This window comes from Pigmentibacter sp. JX0631, assembly GCF_029873255.1.
GTDB lineage: Bacteria > Bdellovibrionota_B > Oligoflexia > Silvanigrellales > Silvanigrellaceae > Silvanigrella.
On sequence record NZ_CP123622.1, the window covers coordinates 2971344 to 2988334 of the forward strand.

Here is a 16991-nt window from a genome sequence, read left to right on the forward strand (position 1 = left end):
AAATAAAAAAAATAAAATAGTTACCAACTTAAGCCAACATCAAGAAAAAGCATTAAAATAAATCCAAAGATAAATCCAGTTGTTGCTTTGGAACTGTTTATTTCTTCTTTGTGCAATTCTGGGATCATTTCTCCACAGATGACATAAAGCATAGCTCCGGCACAAAAAGCTAAACTAGAAGGTAATAATGCAGTAGAGAAAGAGGTGGTAATGCATCCTATTAATGCGCCGAAAGATTCGGCTAGTCCGGAGAGGAGGGTGGCAGTAATGGCGTAGCGGTTAGAATAGCCATAAGCTTTCAGAGATAAAGCAACAACAAGTCCTTCAGGCAAATCTTGGAGCGCTATTCCGACAATAATCGGTAAGGCTATTTTCAATTCACCACTTCCTAGCCCGACTCCTACAGCCATTCCTTCTGGGAAGTTATGAATTGTAATTGCAAGTACAAATAACCAAATGCGTTTCAAGGATTTTACATCTTTTCCTTCTTTTCCTTTTAGAAAATGTTCATGGGGAATTTTTTCATTTAAGTAACTGATAAAAAAACTACCCAGTAAAAGAAAAATAGAAACATATCCTGCAACAATTAGCTTATTACTAAATTTAGTTTCAGTTAAACTTATTGCAGGATTTATTAATGAGAAACAAACTGCTCCTAGCATTACTCCAGCGCTAATTCCCATTAAAATATTTCGAATTTTTAATGAAATATTTTTTGAGAAAAAAATTGGTAGTGCTCCTATGCAGGAAGCAAAAAAAGTAACAGAAGTGCCTATGATGATTACTTGAATAAAATGTGCATTATCTATCACTTAATTGAACCACCTTATCTATTCTTATAAGTAACTGAGACCTTTTGTTACTGCTGCAAATTTCATCACTGTATGAATTTTTTGGACAGGAACAGATAATTCTAAAAGTGCTTTTTCATGCGCAACAACACATTTCTCGCAACTATTAAGAATACTAACAGCAATTGAAAGAAGCTCAAAGGTTTCTTTCGGCAATTTTGTATTCATTAAGCTTTGCATTCGTAAATTTGGTGCACCATAATTTACATTATTGCTTTGAAAATTCTTTTCACTAAAATACTTAAATTTATAGTAAGTATTTAACATTCCCATTATAGCAGGAATTTGTATAGCTTCATTTATTAATGAATGTTCTAGCTCACGAAGATTCGCTACTTCCAAAACAGAGTGATACAGATCTTGAAAGTTTAAACTTTTGCTAATGCATATTAATAAAAGTAACTTTTCGTCAGTAGTTAAATCTCCACTAGATAGAAGTTTACTAAAATTTAATTTTAAGTCTTTTGGAATAATTCCTTCTAAATTTCCAGTATACTTATCTATAAATATATTTAAATATTCTAAATTTTCCATAAGAAAGTCTTTCTGTATAAAATTTTAATTCTTATTTAAGCTAACTTTATAGTATCTTGACCTTTTTCCCAATTACAGGGGCAAAGCTCATCTGTTTGTAAAGCATCTAAAGTACGCAGAACTTCATTTACATTTCTTCCAACAGATAAGTCATTGACACTTACCCATCTAATAATTCCTGTTGGATCTACAATATAGGTCGCTCTTAAAGGAACTTTTTCAGTCGGATGTAAAACTCCAAGTGCTTCGCTAAGCTCTTTTTTATTATCCGCCAGCATTGGAAATTGGAGATTCAATAAATCTGGATGATGTTGACGCCATGCTAAATGCACAAATTGGCTGTCAGTACTGACGCCATAAATTTGCGCTTCTCTATCTAGAAACTTTTTATTAGCTTGGTTAAATTCAGCTATTTCAGTTGGACAAACAAATGTAAAATCCATAGGCCAAAAGAAAAAGATAGACCATTTGCCTAAAGTAGAGGCTAAATTAATTGTGTTAAACTCTTTACCTTTTTCTAATGAAACAACTGCTTGGACACTAAAATCAGGGAATCTTTCGGCAATACTTAATAATCTAGACATAAAAACTCCTTAAAGGGCATTAATTTAATAAGAACAAATTTAGAATAAGTCTAAAATTAAATATTGTCAATATTTGCTCGTGAGTTTTTGAAATGAAAAAAGCCATAGAGTAACCTATGGCTTTTGCGATTTTTATTTTAGGAAGGGGAAAAGAATTAGTTACTTTCTAAGTTCTTTTTAAAGAAAGATTTTGCAGAAGCAAGATTTTTCTTATCGCGCATACAAATGCTTAAAGTGGAATCTTGGCGATCACGCGCACGGTACATGTATTTCCAGTCACCGTTGCATTTTACATAAGATTCTTCAACTTCGTAGCTAGGAATGCGTTTACGTGATTTTTTATCAACATTATCACCGAATTTTTGAACCCATTCATAAACAGTTTTATGTGATACTTCAACACCATGAGCGAGCATTTTTTCAGAAACAGAACGAAATGTCATATTTTGTTGAAAATAAAGTTGAACTGCAGTTTCAATCACTGCCCAAGGGTAACGATGTTGTTTATCAATTCTTTCTTTGCTTGCCATTAGTAGTAGCTCCCATTCAAAATCTAGATGAATAAATGTATACGGACCTTAATCAAAAAGTAACGTAACAGTGCCCTTTTGATATCTCAAGTGTTTTTTATAGGCAAGCTTTATTTATATTATTTGTCTTTTAAAGGGATAAATATTTAAGATATAATCAGATTATTTGAGACTGTATTAATATCTAGGATTTGGGCAAATTTAGCACTCAATCCAATCCAGCGTTCTAAAGCAGGTTTTACCATACCAACTAAAACATAACAGGCTTCTTTTGGGCTATCATGGACAGCTAATAATGTCGCATCTTCTACATGATTTGCAATGAGATCTAATTGTTTAAGACAATCTTGACCTTCTTCTTCAATATTGTGAGGATCTTTATTTAAGAGATAGATTGGTCTAGCGCCCAAAGAAAGAAAAAGATTACAATCATTTAAAAGGGTTTCTAAGCTTTTTTCATAACTTTTTCCTGCTTCCCATAGCCTTACAGCAACAACTTTTAGATCAAATATTAGAAGCCCTGCCATATCTAGTGCGACTTGTAAACTTTCATAAGATAATTGCTCTGGGGAGTCTATTTTAACTTCTACTGTATCTTCAGTCTCTAATTTTAGACGATGATATTCAGGGTTATCAATGTCAATTGCACTATTATTTACAATGATAGAGGTTAAAGCACTATTGTTTTTTACTGCAATTGATTCCAGTTTACTTATTAAATTTGAAATATTATCAATGCTTTGAAGTGGCGGAACTCTTTTTCCGTTAACTCTAACATCTGCCATAAAACCTCTCCTTCCAAAGACAAATCAAGTATTAATTATAATTAAGCAGGTTTTTTCATAGTGTCTTGCTTTTGTATTTGTTGGATTAAACTATGTGCTCTGCTATTCATTGGATCGAGTGTTAAGATATTTTCCATTAATTGAAGAGCAATATCGTTTTTACCAGTCTTTAATTCAATTGTTCCTAAGGTATAAATCATATTTACGTCGTTAGGATGGAGACCTAAATAACGAATTAATACTCTTTCAGCATCAACGAATTGTTCCATTTCAAAGGATAACTTAACTAAATTAAAAATAGCTACAGTATTATCAGCTTTTAAATGACAAGCTCTAACAGTCCAAGATAACGCTTGTTTTAATTCATTTAAGCCTTCAAATGCCAAACCTAAGCCTAAACTAGCCATATCGTCGTTTGGTGCCAAACTAACAGCTTTTTGAAATTGCGGAACAGCTATATTATAATTATTTCGTTGTAATGCAATTGTTCCAAGACCAATAAAACATTTAGCACAATAAGGATCTAGCTCTAAAGCTTTAGAATAATTTGATACTCCATTATCTAAATCTCCAAGTTTTGTAAAGCAATCTCCTATCAATCTAAATAAAGTTGCTTGTTGAATAACGGACAAATTTGTCTTTTGAAATGCCTGAGAAATTAAATTTATTGCATCAATATATTGTTTTGCAATGACCATTTCCTCAATTTGAGCAATAAGTTTGCTGGTATTTTCTATCTCAACAGTAGGTAAAGTGATAATTAAAGATTTAAATATTTCAGATATTTCATTGCAGTTTTTTTCGAATGGAAATTCATTTAGCAAAGCTTTTTTTATAGCATTTTTAACGTTAGTAACTTTATCTTGTTTCTCGATGGTTTCTTGCATAAGGCGAGCTAGGCTATGAATACTTCCTGCTGAAAATGTTTTATAAAAACGACTGACCCATTCTCCTATCCAGTTATTACCATTAGAAATAATAATAATATCAGATGCTAATGCACACATTACATCATATGTACTATCTAAATGTTTGGTTGCATTTCCGTTTACTGGAGCAATTGGGGCATGAATCACTGCATCACAAAGAGCAATAATGCTAGAAAATTGGTTTCCATGAATTTCTTTTAAACCTTCACCATTTGGATTTAAAAAATAAACATGATCATCCAATCCTAATTCAACTATGCTCTGTCTTATGTCTGCTCCTGCAGAACCGGTACCACAAAAGCACAAACGCGCTTTGCCTTGAAATAATGGATTGCTTTGGAGCAAATTTTTAAAAGCAAAAACAGAATCAAGAGCGCCTGATTCAATTTCTAATGGCCCAAGGTGAAAAAAAATGAAATCAGTTTCAGGCAATCCTAGTGAAGCTCTTAATTCAAGTCTTCTAAGGGAAGATATTTCAGAGGAATATCTTTGCGAATTAATACCTCTAGAGACTCTTCTAATTCTTTGTGAACTGACATCTTCTAAATATGACCATGTTGCACCATCTTTATCAAAACATAGAACAACATCTGAATTCTTTAATACTTCTTTCCTAACTGTTCTTTCTCTTGCGATATTTGGCAAGGGTGAGCCGTTGGGGGATCTCGCTCCTATATTAGCATGTGGTGGGCGAGGTGAATTTTGCCAAATAATTAAACGTGAAAGGTGACTACGCTTCACTTTAGCGGCTTGATAGCTTGCGAGGGAATTTTCGCCTAAAGCTATAATTAATTGAAAATCCTCTAATTCTTTTTCTAAGCCGGATAGAAATGTTTTATTTTCATTCATTGAATCTAAAGTGTAACAAGTTAAGTAAATAGGTGTATTTGAATTGTGTAATAATTTTGCAAATTGAATAAAATTTCTTTCTTCACTAATATGAGTATATAGTGAACCTTCTACACCTAGTTTTTTCACACATTGATTCCAGATTTCCAGTTCGCACGGATGGGGCAATTGAGGAGCGATAAAAGCCACTTTTTTTGCTTTAGTTAATGCTGCTTTTTCGTGTAGCTCTTGAATTTTAATTAAGGCAGCAAATTTATCGCTTTCAAGATATTCATGAAAGATTTGCGGTTCATACATTTTTGCTGCTTTTAGGATGCTTTCTATGGAACAGCATTTCATCATTTTGGTTTATCCTCCCAAAGTATATTGAGAATATAAATATGCATTCGTAGCTTTTCGATACGCGTTCAATTTATTGAGTTCAGTTAATAGTCTAGTTAAAATTTGAGTTAGAATAGCTGTAAATTTTTCATCGTGTTCGGTTAAAATGTGTTTCAATAAAGTCACTTCATTTTTTAGTGAGGGTTTTTTTTTAATTCCTTGCAAAAAGGCAGAGATCATTCCAGTACGTTTATGCATAAATTGATCATTGAGTTGTTTGATTTCGATAAAATTATGGGTATTTGGATAACTAATTATTATTATTTCTTTTAGTTGAGCAAGATGAATTGTAGTCCATTTTTCCCAAAAATTAATAAATTCATTTTTTAATTCAGAAAGTTCAAAGCCTTTGCTCAATTCTGCATTTAGTTTTTGGTAATGTTCAATTTCTGAAGATAAATTTTTTTCCACTATTAATACCTATTTATCAAAACATAAAAAGCTTTCTCTCCAAAGTTTATTAATTGCTATATAATTAATCAAATATTTCTGCTGTTGCTTTTTTGGCTGAACTACTGCATTTTTTTCTTCTAAAGCAAGATACATCTATCTTGGCAAGTTGGAGGATAAATAATGAATCAGAGTAAGTTTTGTGAAACTATTACTGTCGATGACGGTAAAGTAACACTAGCAGATTACATGGGTAATGATCTATCTGTTGTGAACGCTGCTAGAGTAAGTTTTGGCAAGAGAAAAACTGAATTAGATGAAAAAGATATCAAGTTAATAAAATATTTAGCAGCTCATAAACATATGAGTCCTTTTCGGCACGTTGTTTTTTCGTTTACTTTAGAAGGAGTATCCGAAGTTGTTTGCCGTCAACTTTATAAGCATCAGGTTGGTTGTTCTTATACTAGCGGTGAATTTAAAGAAGCTGCCACAACTTGGAATGAAGTATCAGGCAGATATGTCGAGTTTGAACCTGAATTTCATATGCCAGAGTTATTTCGCAAGCAGCACACAAATAACAAACAGGCATCGAATGAAGGTGATGCTGTAGAGAAAAATGCAGAAGCACAAAAAATATATATGTCAGCTATTGAAAGTGGCTACTCTGCTTACAAGCAATTATTGGAATTAGGGGTTTGTAAAGAGCAAGCCAGAATGGTGATGCCCATCAGTTTTAAAAACTCCTTAGTCTGGACCGCTTCCTTAGAAGCCACTGTGCACTTTATCAAACTAAGGGATCATGAAGGAGCACAGTTAGAAATAAGAAACCTTGCGCGTGCTATCAAAAAATTGATTGACCCTATCTGTCCACACTCTATTGCCGCACTACTAGATTCTTCAAAGTAGAAAAATTTACCTACAGTCCAAAAAAACTTTTCCGATATGCAAAATGTACGCATGGCAAAATGCCTACGATACATTTTTTCTTAGTATGGCCAAGGATGGCCACACCCTGTACCAAAGTGGTTTTGGTTTGCGGTGAGTTTCATGGAGGAGACCAACTATGGGTTTGCGCATACAAACCAACATCCAATCCCTTAATGCTCAAAGAGCCTTGAGTATTACCACTAAACAAAATGACGAATCCATTGAAAAGGTGAGCTCTGGATATCGCATTAACAAAGCTTCAGATGACGCTGCTGGCCTTGCCATCAGTGAAAAATTAAAAGCAGATATTCGTGGTTTAAATATGGCGAAAAGAAATGCGAGTGACGGTATTTCTTTGTTACAAACAGCAGAAGGTGGGATGAACGAAATAGGTAACATTCTTTCTCGTTTACGTGAGCTTGCCGTACAAGGTGCTTCAGATACCATCGGGAATAAAGAACGTGGATTTATTCATAAAGAATTTAATGCGTTGAAAGATGAAGTTGATCGTATTACAAATTCTACTGAATATAACGGAACATTACTTTTAACTGGTAGTAATATTGATAATGTTGAAGATAAAGATCAATTAAATCTTCCAGAAGAAATGACTAAAAAATCAAACGTTCCACCACTAGAAGTTCAAGTTGGGAAAAACTGGGCTGCTGCTACAGATGGTATTAATGAAAGAAAACTTGATGGCCAAGGCGATGTCTTCAATGAAGAGTTCGCTCGTAACCCAGTGAACATTATTCGCTTGAATTTTGATAAGATTAATACCAGTACTTTAGGGTTAGGACTTGGTAGAGCAAGTGATGAATCTTATAATTCTACCGGTGTTTTCATGGAAGACGCTGATAATATGAATGGTTCAAAAATGCGTGCTCAAGCATCAATAAATAAAATTGATGATGCTATTTCAAAAGTATCTGAATTCCGTGCAGATATGGGTGCGTTACAAAACCGTTTATACTCAACGATTTCAAACTTGTCAGTGCAATCTGAAAACTACGCTGCAGCGAATAGCCGTATTCGTGATACAGATTTTGCGGAAGAAACTGCTAAACTGGCTCAATCTAACATTCTTAAACAAGGTGGTGTGGCTGTACTTGCGCAAGCAAACCAAAGCCCTGGCGCAGCAATGCGTTTACTTGGATAAGTTTTTTCTTGAAAGGAGTGGATTTGTTGCGGTTTAAAGTGACAAATCCGCTTTATTTTATGGTTGAGATTATAAATTTTGCAAAAAAAATTTCGTTAATAATTTTCTTTTTATTTTCTCAAAATGTGCATGCAAAAATAAAAATATTTGCTGCAGAAAATCCTCCTTTAATAATGCAAGATAAACAAAATAAAATAACTGGTATTGGTGGAGATATTTTTGTTAATTCTCTAAATTTGTTAAATGATGAATATGAAATAGTTTGGTTGCCATGGTTAAGAGCATTTGAAGAGTGTAAAAAAAATAAAAATTCTTTACTCATACCAATTGGTGGAAATAAAGAGAATAAAAAAATTTTTAATTTATTTGGTGAACTTTATGAAGATTCTGTGCATTTTTTTACAATTAGTCCGCAAAGAGAAATAAAAACTTTTGCTGAGATTAATAAATTAACTTCTTTAGGAATGATATCAGGAGCACCATTTGCTGATATTGTTGAGAATTATGGATTAAAAGATAAGCTTGAAATTTCTTATAATGGTGAATTGCTTATTACTAAATTAAAAAATAATAGAATTGATTCTATAATAATAACAAAACTATTAGGAACATTCAAACTGTTAAATGCTAAAGTAGATTTTAATAATATTCAAAAAGGGATATCCATAGGGACTATGAAATGGTTTATTGCAGCTAATAAAGATTTTCCAAAAGGACAATTAAATAAACTAAAAAATAAACTAGAAAAATTTAGAAAAACTGAAAAATACCAGCAAATATTAACAAAATATTTTTCGGTAACAAAGAAAAAAGATTGACTCAAAGATTTTTTAATTATCTTTCATTTTATAAAAAGAATATTCTTTTACAGTGTTGTTTTCATTAAACACAACATATAATCTTTTTCCTGACAAACTTAATGAGGACCCAGTGATAGATAAATATTCAAATATTAATATATTATTACTAAAACCAACCGAATCAGGTTCGCCAAATATTTTGATAATATCTTTTTGTGTAGTTATATTTGTTTTTATTTCTGTTGTTTTTGTTTGGTCAAATTTTTTTCCTACAGAAATACACCCTTGGAGGTTTAATAAGAATACTAATGATATTAATATGGTGATTTTCATGAACAATTATCTTTCATAAGTTTTAAGAATTTTTTCTTTTTCTGCTGGAACAGTTGTATAATATGTATTGTCTAAGACTGTTTTATCATCTGCAAAAGTTATTAAAAGAATTTTTATTTCAGATGATTTTATTACAAAAAAGTAATGTTTAAAACCGGCATGAACATAAGTAAATGTTTCTTTTCCCATGATATAATGAATTTGCTCAGGTTCACCAAAGTTTTTAATGATTTCGTCTTTGGTTGTTACATTTTTAGTAATATTAAAAGCATCGCCTGTTATTTTTTTAGGGAAGATTTGGCAACTAGCTAAAATAAAAATTGAAAAAAAAATGCTGATGAAATTTTTAAATTTTGGTAATCTATAACTCAACAAGATAAACTCCTATAAATCTATGACATTTAGATACATATTGTATAAAATGTTAGTAGTCTTTACTTTAATTTTTTTTTAAAATCAATAAATGAGAAAATTGTCATTTTCCAGAGTGAGTGTCATTTAGGCAGGAATGAAATTAGGTAGTTATCCATAGAGGATGTCAAAAGTTTTTTCCATAGATCCTGTCATAATATGTTAAAATTTCCATACTCCCTGTCACAGGATTATAATAATGGAAAAACAGGACGTTACCGAAGAAAACGAAAACTCTGGGACATCTTCTTTGGCAATTGGGCCAGTAAGATTGTCAGAACCAGCTTGGGAAGAAGCTCGCTGCAGAGCAAGAATCATCCAATCCCTTTTAAAGATACCAAAAATTTCAGAAAAAAAAAGACAAGCAGCCGCAAATGAGCTTGGCATCTCTAAACGCACATTATCAAGATTGATTAAACGCTATAAAGCGTCAGGAAATCTTTTAAGTGCACTTGCGCCTCAGCCTCCGAGCGGTGGACTAGGTAAGCCAAGGATAAATGAAAATGTTGAATCAATTATCCATAAAGTGGTTAGAGAGCTTTACCTAGATAAACAAAAAAGAAAAATATCTAAAATCGTACAAGAAATCCGAAGGAGATGCATAGAAGCAAATATTACGCCTCCTGGGCAAAATACTGTTCGTAGGCGAATCTCGCAACTTTCTTTGGAAAAAGTTTTTGAAAAAAGATCTGGCAAATTATCTGCTCATCCTTTTACAGCAAATCATGGTCCAGCCGTTACTGCTCAATATCCGCTTGAGATGTTCATGATAGACCACACAAAAGTAGATGTTATTGTAGTAGACGAGCAACAACGCCTCCCTATTGGAAGACCATGCCTTACATTAGCAATCGATGTCTTTAGTAGATGCATTGCTGGTTTTTACTTAAGTTTTGAAGACCCATCAGCAGTATCTGTCGGCCTGTGTTTAACAAATTCAGTATTTGATAAAACAGATGTCCTTAAAAAATATAATATTCAACACAGCTGGCCATTAAAAGGCAAACCAGAAAAAATCGTAGTGGATCAAGGAAGCGAATTTAAAAGCGAAGCATTGCGCAAAGGGTGCGAACAGCATGGTATTTCTATCCATTGGAGGAAAATTGGTTATCCACATCTAAATGGAGTTATTGAGCGTGTTATTGGTACTTTCATGAAAGAAATACATGAAATTCCTGGTACCACCTTTTCAAATATATCCGAACGTGGAAATTACGACTCCACTAAAATGGCCGTTCTAACAATGCCTGAACTAGAAAAATGGCTCACCCATGCAATTGTTGGGAAATATCATCTGGAAATTCATTCCTCGCTTATGGAAACACCGCTTTCGTTATTCCATCGTGGAATAGAAACGAGGAAAAAAGAAATAAATTTAGTGAAAAACCAAAAGGCTTTTTTAATCGATTTTTTACCCATAGAAAGAAGAACTCTTCAACGACATGGATTTGTGATCGATCATATTTTTTATTTTTCTAATGCATTAATACCTTGGATTTCATCAGGTAAAATAAACGAAAAATTTATGATTCGCAGAGACCCTCGTAATTTAAGCAGGATTTTTGTCCTTCATCCAAAAGAATTCCAGTATTTAGAAATACCATATAGAAATATTGCTCGTCCTGTCATTACATTATGGGAACATCGAGAATCTTTGCGAAGGCTAAAAGAAAGAGGCTTACGTCATTTTGACGAGGCTTTAATCTTCAGGACTCTTTTGGAAATGAAAGAAATTATAAAAAATGCTAAAAAAGAAACTCAATCTGAAAGAAAAAAAAGAGTAAAAAATGAAAATGCTAAAAAAAATACGCTAGATATAAAAAGTAACAATAGTTATTATAATTCGAATAAAAAAGAACAGGAAGAATTCGACATACATTCCATTAAACCATTTGAAGATATTGAGGATTGGTCATGATAGAAGTGAACTTTAATAATGCTTGCTCACTTGAGCATCTTATCCCTCAAATGAGAAAAACTGCTTTGTTACCTAATGAAGAACGCATTGCTTATATTCGTGCAGATAGATGGATAGGTTATTCAAAAGCACAAGAAGCAATTTCTAAGCTTCAGAAACTCATTGATCACCCTAAACGCCAAAGAATGCCTAATCTCCTTATTGTTGGCCCTACAAATAATGGAAAATCAATGATTATCGAAAAATTTAAACGCATGCATAAAGTTATTTCTTGCGAAAATACTCCAAAAGAAACAATACCGATCGTAGCACTACAAATGCCAAGCGATCCGACCATAGCCAGATTTTATTCCATGCTTCTCTACAATTTGGGAGCACCTGTTACTATGAAATGCAAAGTTGCTGACTTAGAACATGTTGCTTTAAAATTATTAAAACAATTATCTACCCGTATGATCATTATTGATGAACTACACAATATACTTGCTGGTAGAATAAATGTTCAAAGAGAATTTCTTAACCTTATTAGATTTATTGGGAATGAACTTCAAATTCCTATTGTCTGCCTTGGTATTAGAGAAGCTTATCTTGCCATACGCACAGATGATCAACTTGAAAACCGTTTTGAACCACACATTTTACCATTATGGGAAGATGATAGAGAATTTTCAAGTTTGCTTGCAAGTATTATTTCAACATTTCCATTGAAAATGGCTTCATTTTTACTAGAAAAAGACATACGTCAATATATTTTAAGGAAAACAGAAGCTACTATTGGCGAAATTATTTCTTTGCTTTCTAAAACAGCTATTTTAGCTATTGAAAGCGGTCAAGAATACATCGATTTAAAATTGTTAATGCAAGCTGACTATGATTCTCCAACAGAAAGACGTAATAAATTTGAACGTGAATTACAATAATGAAAAAGAGATTTCCAGTATGGCCTCATCCTTATAAATTGGAATCATTAAGCTCATGGATTATGAGAATTGCTGATTATTATAGGATCAATGTTGATACTTTATTTGAAATTGGATTTTTGCTTCAAAAACCAAGTTCTTGGTGGGATATTGATGTTTCCCCAAGTGCAGAATTATTGAACAAAATTTCAATAAATACAGGATTGTCATTAAAATATTTAAATGAAATGACTGTTGCAGGAATTTCTCCTTGGGTTATTGATTCAATAAAACCAGTATATGATTTTGAGTTTACAAGATTAACTACTTCATTCTGTATATTAAATAGTAATTCCCCTTATTTTAATACAAATTCAAATTGTAAAAAATCTTTGCTACCGTGGATGCCTAATGTTCCATGGAAATCAACTAGGATAAATCGTTTTTGCCCTATATGTATAGAAAATAAAGACTTAGATTTACCTAATCTACTTGTTTGGAGAACCGTATTAGTATCATCTTGCCTAAGACATGAATGTTTGCTTGTAGAGACAAAAAATAATTCTTGGGATCAGTTGTCTTGGAAAGAAAATATTATAAGTACAAAATATTTGAATACTTGGCTCGATGAAATCACACTTAATGCAATTGAAACAGGTTTTGCAAAACTTGGCAATGAAAAAATAAATGTTAGTATTTGGGTCAGGTTTTTAAGAAGCCTTTTTCATGAACTTACGATAGAAAGCAGAGATTTTAAAGATCAAGAACGAATTAATGAAATTTGGCGGTATGCAGGACTTAAAAAACCAAGAAACAAAATATTTGAGCTTCTAGAAATAAAAGAAAGAGCTAATGTTACTAAATGCGCAGCATATTTATTACAAGATTTTCCAAGACAGATAATTTCATTTATCCCAATTAGTAGAAATATAAATCAAATATTTTTGCCAAATTTTATTGCTAAATATTTTGGACAAAATGAAATATATTATGATCTCTTTTTAAAAGAAGAAAACTCTAAAATTGAAATGACTTACAATAATAGAAAAGGAGAAAGTTTTTTACCAGCCGCTAAATTATTTGTTTCACTGATCCAAAATAAAATAAATAAACATGATAAATCAGTTGAAAAAAGAAATATTATAGGAGCTGAATATTTAAGTAATTTAAAAGAAAATAATATTTTTGCAAGAGATGGAGAGAATACAAATTTTTGTAAAATGGATTAATTATTTATTTGGAACATAGCAAAATGACATAGGAGCTCGTTTTATCTCAGAAAATAGATCTTGTATAAAGGCTGGTTCGTTAAGTTTTATAGGATTTCTAATTTCTAAAACTATAAATTCTTGAAGTCCTCTTATATAATTTAATACTTCTTCTCTATTATCACCTGATTTCTGAATATAAAAATCTGCAAATTGAGCTTCAATTTTTTTAATACTTAAAATTTGACATTCTCCCAATATTTTTCCAACTGGTTTTGTGGCATAAATATAAACTTTTGTTCCTGTCGGTAAAATAGGAAAACGACGTCTAAATTCAAGTCTTTTTTTTCCTTCGAGAATTTTTAAAGCAAAATCTGGATGTAGGCTTAATAAAATAGATTTATCTTTATTCACTGTAAACTCACTTAAATCATGTTAAATTTTAAAATACTGTTAAATTATTCAATTATAATATATTGAAAATATTGCATTATATATAGTATTTTTACTCTATAAATACCATTTTATCAACCTTTGGAAGTGTATCAGAAAGTTACTGAAAAATAATCATTTAATTTTAATATTCTAATTAATCATTATATATCAATAGTATAAATGTATTTTAACATTCCAATTAATCATTGAATAGAAAATAAGCTATTATATTGCTGATAGTATTGACATAAATAACAATCCGAGTCTCAATACATTTAAGCTTTTTCTTAAGGATTCTTTAAATCCCCGATAATAAAGAAATTATTCAAATTAAATTTATGTACTAGTATTTTAATAATCATATCAGCAAATTCGTAGTAAAGCATTTGATATATTTAAAATTTTTTAACTTTGCCGATAACAAGAAGTCTTAAAATTAGAAGGATATAAAAAATGCCTTTAGAAACAATTTTATTAACTGGAGAATTACACCATCGATATGTAGAAGATACTTTGACTTGTCTAGGTGCTCCTGAAGGTTTTGTTATTAGATTTGATTATCGCAAAAAATATAAAGATCCAGATATTTCTAATCCAAATATAGATGATACTGTTTACTTATTTTCTTATAAAGGAAAGATAGAAGATAAAAATTGGTTTCCTACACGGATTGCAAAAATTAAGCATTTTTTTGAAGATGAAGACTCTTATCATTACATATTGGAACTTAAAAATTCTATAGTTGCAAATGAAAGTTGTACAAATCATTCAGGTACACTTAAAGAATTTCAGGGAAAACTCAATATTACAGCTGGTGATATGTATCATATTCGAAGAGAAAATATTTCCACAGAGCTTATTTTAAAAAGAGAATTACCAATAAATTTTAAAGAAATTGTAGATTATTCCCTTCGTCATTCAGAACTTTTAAAAAGTAAAGATATTATATTTTCCACAATTTATTTACTAGATAAGAATAATAAAAAAATTATTCTAAAGTATAAAACGAGAAAAAAAAATGTAGATAGTTTCACACCTAAATATCAGCTACCATTCTCACTTTGCAATTTAATTAATGAAATCAATATTAAGATTGAATTTTATTCTCCAAATATAGGTATATTTTCACATAAGATGAAAATTGATGAAACTATTTCAAGTAGTAACAAAAAAACCCATAGTATTAATCTTGGAGCAAGGCAAGATATTTATATTACTCGTATTCCAATCAACCGAAGTTGGTTACCACGTGAAGCAAGTTTTGAATTTCTATCAGAATCTGAAAGTACATTTACTCAGCGTTTAAAAATAAAAATACCACTTCAAATAAATATAGGAATTTGGATTTTGATTTCTATAACATTGCTCTCTTATGCATGTATTTCAAGTACAAAAAATATTTGTAGTTTTTATTGCGAATTTATTAAGGCCATAATAACCGTTATAGTATTAAAAATTCTTACAAGAGATAAGTGACATATTTTTATGTTTAATTCTAATGAGTGCGAAATTAAAATTATTAGTAGAAAAGAATGTCTAGATTTTATTAAACTCTATCACTATCAGCCAGGGCTACCTGCAGTTACATGGAACTATGGAATATTTTATAATGGTATAATCATTGGTGCAATAGCTTTTGCACCACCCAGTTCACCAACTATATATAAATTATTTAGAGGGATATTTAAGAAAAAAACAATTTTTCAATTATCAAAATTTGCATTATCACATTTAGCACCTAAAAACACGGGTTCTTACGCTCTTTCTAAATGTCTAAAAATATTTAAAAAAGAAAGACCAAAAATAGAGTGCATTATTACTTATTGCGATATGGAAAGAGGTTACAAAGGAACTGTATTTCGTGCCGCAAATTGGATTGATATCGGCCTTTCTTGTAAAGGAGGCGCTCAAGCTTATTATCATGGGAGAAAAAGAATTACAGCGCGAGAATTTAATCGATTTAATAATTTAAATATTAAAAATCATTATAGAAAAGAGAAACGTACAATAAAAATAAGATATATATATTTATTTGATCGAAAAATTCACGATTTTCTTTTAGAATTAGATTCAAATTCTGTTAAGGAGTAGTTAAAAATTTGATTTATATATTTATTAAATTAAAGAGCCGTATTTTTTTAGCTATAGAGTTATCATTTATTCTCACAAATGACCGTTTTTGAGAATATTTCTATGTGAAAATTCAGATCGCATTACCATTGGAAAACTTCTTTCTCAATAACCATTCTTGATTCTAAATTCTTGTTCTGATAACTTCAGATGAGTTTTGAGAAGGAGAAGCTATAAAATGCTTATTGGTTATGCAAGGGTTTCAACACTAGAGCAAAATCTAGATTTACAAGAAAAAGCATTGCAAAAATCAGGTTGCAACAAAATCTTTGTGGATAAAGCAAGCGGAAGTCGCTCTGCACGACCTGGATTAGAAAAATCTCTTGAACAATTAAGAGAAGGCGACACTTTTATCGTTTGGAAATTAGATCGTCTTGGAAGAAACATCAAAGATCTAATCGATTTTGTAAAAGATCTTGAAGCTAAAAAAATCGAATTTAAAAGTCTCACTGATAATATTGATACTTCGACTCCTTCTGGGCGTTTCTTCTTTCATACAATGGCTGCACTTGCTCAAATGGAACGAGAACTCATTATAGAGCGCACTAAAGCTGGTTTAAAAGCTGCTAAGGAACGTGGTAGAATTGGTGGCAGAAAAAGAAGAATGACTGCAAATAAACTTGAATCTGCAAAAAAATTACTAAGCAGTGGAACCCCTCCAAAAGATGTGGCAATGAGTTTGGGTGTTTCTATTCCTACTCTGTATCGATGGCTGCCAGCCCATACTCACTCTGAAGCTTCATAAAATCATTTAAACTAAAGGGCGTTGATCTTATTCAGATATTTTAAAAATGACATCCTCTTTGGAAATTTGGACATCCACTATGGAAAATGACAAAAATATTTTATTGAATCTTTTCTAAAAAATTAAAATTGTTATGAAAAGTGTTTTTCTGTGAGCTTAGTTTTCTAGATCAAGAAAAATTATTGAATACTAT

At 31.3% G+C, this 16991-nt stretch carries 19 protein-coding genes; 9 read left to right on the plus strand and 10 right to left on the minus strand.

Annotation, left to right across the window (positions count from 1 at the left end):
* Positions 1–20: 20 nt before the first annotated feature.
* From QEJ31_RS12860 to QEJ31_RS12890, 7 genes are all read right to left on the minus strand, one after another.
* Positions 21–812 carry a ZIP family metal transporter gene (locus QEJ31_RS12860; protein ID WP_280590690.1) on the minus strand — a complete coding sequence of 264 codons (792 nt, stop codon included), beginning with the start codon at positions 810–812 and terminating at the stop codon, positions 21–23.
* 24 nt (positions 813–836) lie between these two features.
* Positions 837–1385, minus strand: coding sequence for a carboxymuconolactone decarboxylase family protein (locus tag QEJ31_RS12865; protein ID WP_280590692.1), 549 nt, complete (start codon positions 1383–1385; stop codon positions 837–839).
* 35 nt (positions 1386–1420) lie between these two features.
* Positions 1421–1969, minus strand: coding sequence for a peroxiredoxin (locus QEJ31_RS12870; protein ID WP_280590694.1), 549 nt, complete (start codon positions 1967–1969; stop codon positions 1421–1423).
* 155 nt (positions 1970–2124) lie between these two features.
* Positions 2125–2499 carry a DDE-type integrase/transposase/recombinase gene (locus tag QEJ31_RS12875; RefSeq protein ID WP_280590695.1) on the minus strand — a complete coding sequence of 125 codons (375 nt, stop codon included), beginning with the start codon at positions 2497–2499 and terminating at the stop codon, positions 2125–2127.
* A 146-nt stretch (positions 2500–2645) separates the two neighbouring features.
* Positions 2646–3284 carry a hypothetical protein gene (locus QEJ31_RS12880; RefSeq protein WP_280590697.1) on the minus strand — a complete coding sequence of 213 codons (639 nt, stop codon included), beginning with the start codon at positions 3282–3284 and terminating at the stop codon, positions 2646–2648.
* Positions 3285–3325: 41 nt separating this feature from the next.
* Positions 3326–5404: a tetratricopeptide repeat protein gene (locus QEJ31_RS12885; RefSeq protein ID WP_280590698.1), complete on the minus strand. Its 2079-nt coding sequence runs from the start codon at positions 5402–5404 to the stop codon at positions 3326–3328.
* Positions 5405–5410: 6 nt separating this feature from the next.
* The gene (locus QEJ31_RS12890; RefSeq protein WP_280590699.1) at positions 5411–5854 is read right to left on the minus strand and encodes a hypothetical protein; all 444 of its coding nucleotides are present in this window, start codon (positions 5852–5854) and stop codon (positions 5411–5413) included.
* A gap of 162 nt (positions 5855–6016) precedes the next feature.
* Here QEJ31_RS12890 and thyX point away from each other — a divergent pair, with 162 nt between their 5' ends.
* From thyX to QEJ31_RS12905, 3 genes are all read left to right on the plus strand, one after another.
* Positions 6017–6739, plus strand: a complete 723-nt coding sequence (gene thyX / locus QEJ31_RS12895; protein WP_280590700.1) for an FAD-dependent thymidylate synthase — start codon at positions 6017–6019, stop codon at positions 6737–6739.
* Positions 6740–6896: 157 nt separating this feature from the next.
* Entirely contained in the window at positions 6897–7919 is a 1023-nt protein-coding gene (locus QEJ31_RS12900; protein ID WP_280590701.1) for a flagellin, read from the plus strand.
* Between the two features lie 26 nt (positions 7920–7945).
* Positions 7946–8737, plus strand: coding sequence for a transporter substrate-binding domain-containing protein (locus QEJ31_RS12905; protein ID WP_280590703.1), 792 nt, complete (start codon positions 7946–7948; stop codon positions 8735–8737).
* A 12-nt stretch (positions 8738–8749) separates the two neighbouring features.
* Here the strand turns inward: QEJ31_RS12905 and QEJ31_RS12910 are convergent, their stop codons facing one another.
* A complete protein-coding gene (locus QEJ31_RS12910) occupies positions 8750–9052 on the minus strand; it encodes a hypothetical protein (RefSeq protein WP_280590705.1) in 303 nt (100 codons plus the stop codon).
* 6 nt (positions 9053–9058) lie between these two features.
* Entirely contained in the window at positions 9059–9427 is a 369-nt protein-coding gene (locus tag QEJ31_RS12915; protein WP_280590706.1) for a hypothetical protein, read from the minus strand.
* Between the two features lie 235 nt (positions 9428–9662).
* Between QEJ31_RS12915 and QEJ31_RS12920 the strand changes: the two genes are divergently transcribed.
* The 3 genes from QEJ31_RS12920 to QEJ31_RS12930 are packed head-to-tail and all read left to right on the plus strand — an operon-like array spanning position 9663 to position 13509.
* On the plus strand, positions 9663–11381 hold the full coding sequence (locus tag QEJ31_RS12920; RefSeq protein ID WP_280590708.1) for a Mu transposase C-terminal domain-containing protein: 1719 nt from the start codon (positions 9663–9665) through the stop codon (positions 11379–11381).
* Complete coding sequence (locus QEJ31_RS12925) at positions 11378–12301, plus strand: TniB family NTP-binding protein (protein WP_280590710.1); 924 nt, start codon at positions 11378–11380, stop codon at positions 12299–12301. The genes QEJ31_RS12920 and QEJ31_RS12925 overlap by 4 nt, the downstream gene beginning before the upstream one ends.
* Entirely contained in the window at positions 12301–13509 is a 1209-nt protein-coding gene (locus tag QEJ31_RS12930) for a TniQ family protein (protein ID WP_280590712.1), read from the plus strand. Before QEJ31_RS12925 ends, QEJ31_RS12930 begins: the two co-directional genes overlap by 1 nt.
* Here QEJ31_RS12930 and QEJ31_RS12935 read toward each other — a convergent pair whose 3' ends face one another.
* The gene (locus QEJ31_RS12935; RefSeq protein ID WP_280590714.1) at positions 13510–13902 is read right to left on the minus strand and encodes an ASCH domain-containing protein; all 393 of its coding nucleotides are present in this window, start codon (positions 13900–13902) and stop codon (positions 13510–13512) included.
* Positions 13903–14376: 474 nt separating this feature from the next.
* Here QEJ31_RS12935 and QEJ31_RS12940 point away from each other — a divergent pair, with 474 nt between their 5' ends.
* The 3 genes from QEJ31_RS12940 (at position 14377) to QEJ31_RS12950 (ending at position 16798) form a co-directional block, all read left to right on the plus strand.
* Positions 14377–15399, plus strand: a complete 1023-nt coding sequence (locus tag QEJ31_RS12940; protein ID WP_280590715.1) for a hypothetical protein — start codon at positions 14377–14379, stop codon at positions 15397–15399.
* Between the two features lie 9 nt (positions 15400–15408).
* Entirely contained in the window at positions 15409–16014 is a 606-nt protein-coding gene (locus QEJ31_RS12945; protein WP_280590717.1) for a hypothetical protein, read from the plus strand.
* Between the two features lie 217 nt (positions 16015–16231).
* Positions 16232–16798: a recombinase family protein gene (locus QEJ31_RS12950; RefSeq protein ID WP_280590718.1), complete on the plus strand. Its 567-nt coding sequence runs from the start codon at positions 16232–16234 to the stop codon at positions 16796–16798.
* Positions 16799–16991: the final 193 nt, after the last annotated feature.

Bases quoted from the DNA above. Each gene is read 5' to 3' on its own strand.
- QEJ31_RS12865 (WP_280590692.1), bottom strand. From the start codon at position 1,385: ATGGAAAATTTAGAATATTTAAATATATTTATAGATAAGTATACTGGA.
- QEJ31_RS12870 (WP_280590694.1), bottom strand. From the start codon at position 1,969: ATGTCTAGATTATTAAGTATTGCCGAAAGATTCCCTGATTTTAGTGTC.
- QEJ31_RS12875 (WP_280590695.1), bottom strand. From the start codon at position 2,499: ATGGCAAGCAAAGAAAGAATTGATAAACAACATCGTTACCCTTGGGCA.
- QEJ31_RS12880 (WP_280590697.1), bottom strand. From the start codon at position 3,284: ATGGCAGATGTTAGAGTTAACGGAAAAAGAGTTCCGCCACTTCAAAGC.
- QEJ31_RS12885 (WP_280590698.1), bottom strand. From the start codon at position 5,404: ATGATGAAATGCTGTTCCATAGAAAGCATCCTAAAAGCAGCAAAAATG.
- thyX (WP_280590700.1), top strand. From the start codon at position 6,017: ATGAATCAGAGTAAGTTTTGTGAAACTATTACTGTCGATGACGGTAAA.
- QEJ31_RS12900 (WP_280590701.1), top strand. From the start codon at position 6,897: ATGGGTTTGCGCATACAAACCAACATCCAATCCCTTAATGCTCAAAGA.
- QEJ31_RS12910 (WP_280590705.1), bottom strand. From the start codon at position 9,052: ATGAAAATCACCATATTAATATCATTAGTATTCTTATTAAACCTCCAA.
- QEJ31_RS12920 (WP_280590708.1), top strand. From the start codon at position 9,663: ATGGAAAAACAGGACGTTACCGAAGAAAACGAAAACTCTGGGACATCT.
- QEJ31_RS12925 (WP_280590710.1), top strand. From the start codon at position 11,378: ATGATAGAAGTGAACTTTAATAATGCTTGCTCACTTGAGCATCTTATC.
- QEJ31_RS12930 (WP_280590712.1), top strand. From the start codon at position 12,301: ATGAAAAAGAGATTTCCAGTATGGCCTCATCCTTATAAATTGGAATCA.
- QEJ31_RS12940 (WP_280590715.1), top strand. From the start codon at position 14,377: ATGCCTTTAGAAACAATTTTATTAACTGGAGAATTACACCATCGATAT.
- QEJ31_RS12945 (WP_280590717.1), top strand. From the start codon at position 15,409: ATGTTTAATTCTAATGAGTGCGAAATTAAAATTATTAGTAGAAAAGAA.
- QEJ31_RS12950 (WP_280590718.1), top strand. From the start codon at position 16,232: ATGCTTATTGGTTATGCAAGGGTTTCAACACTAGAGCAAAATCTAGAT.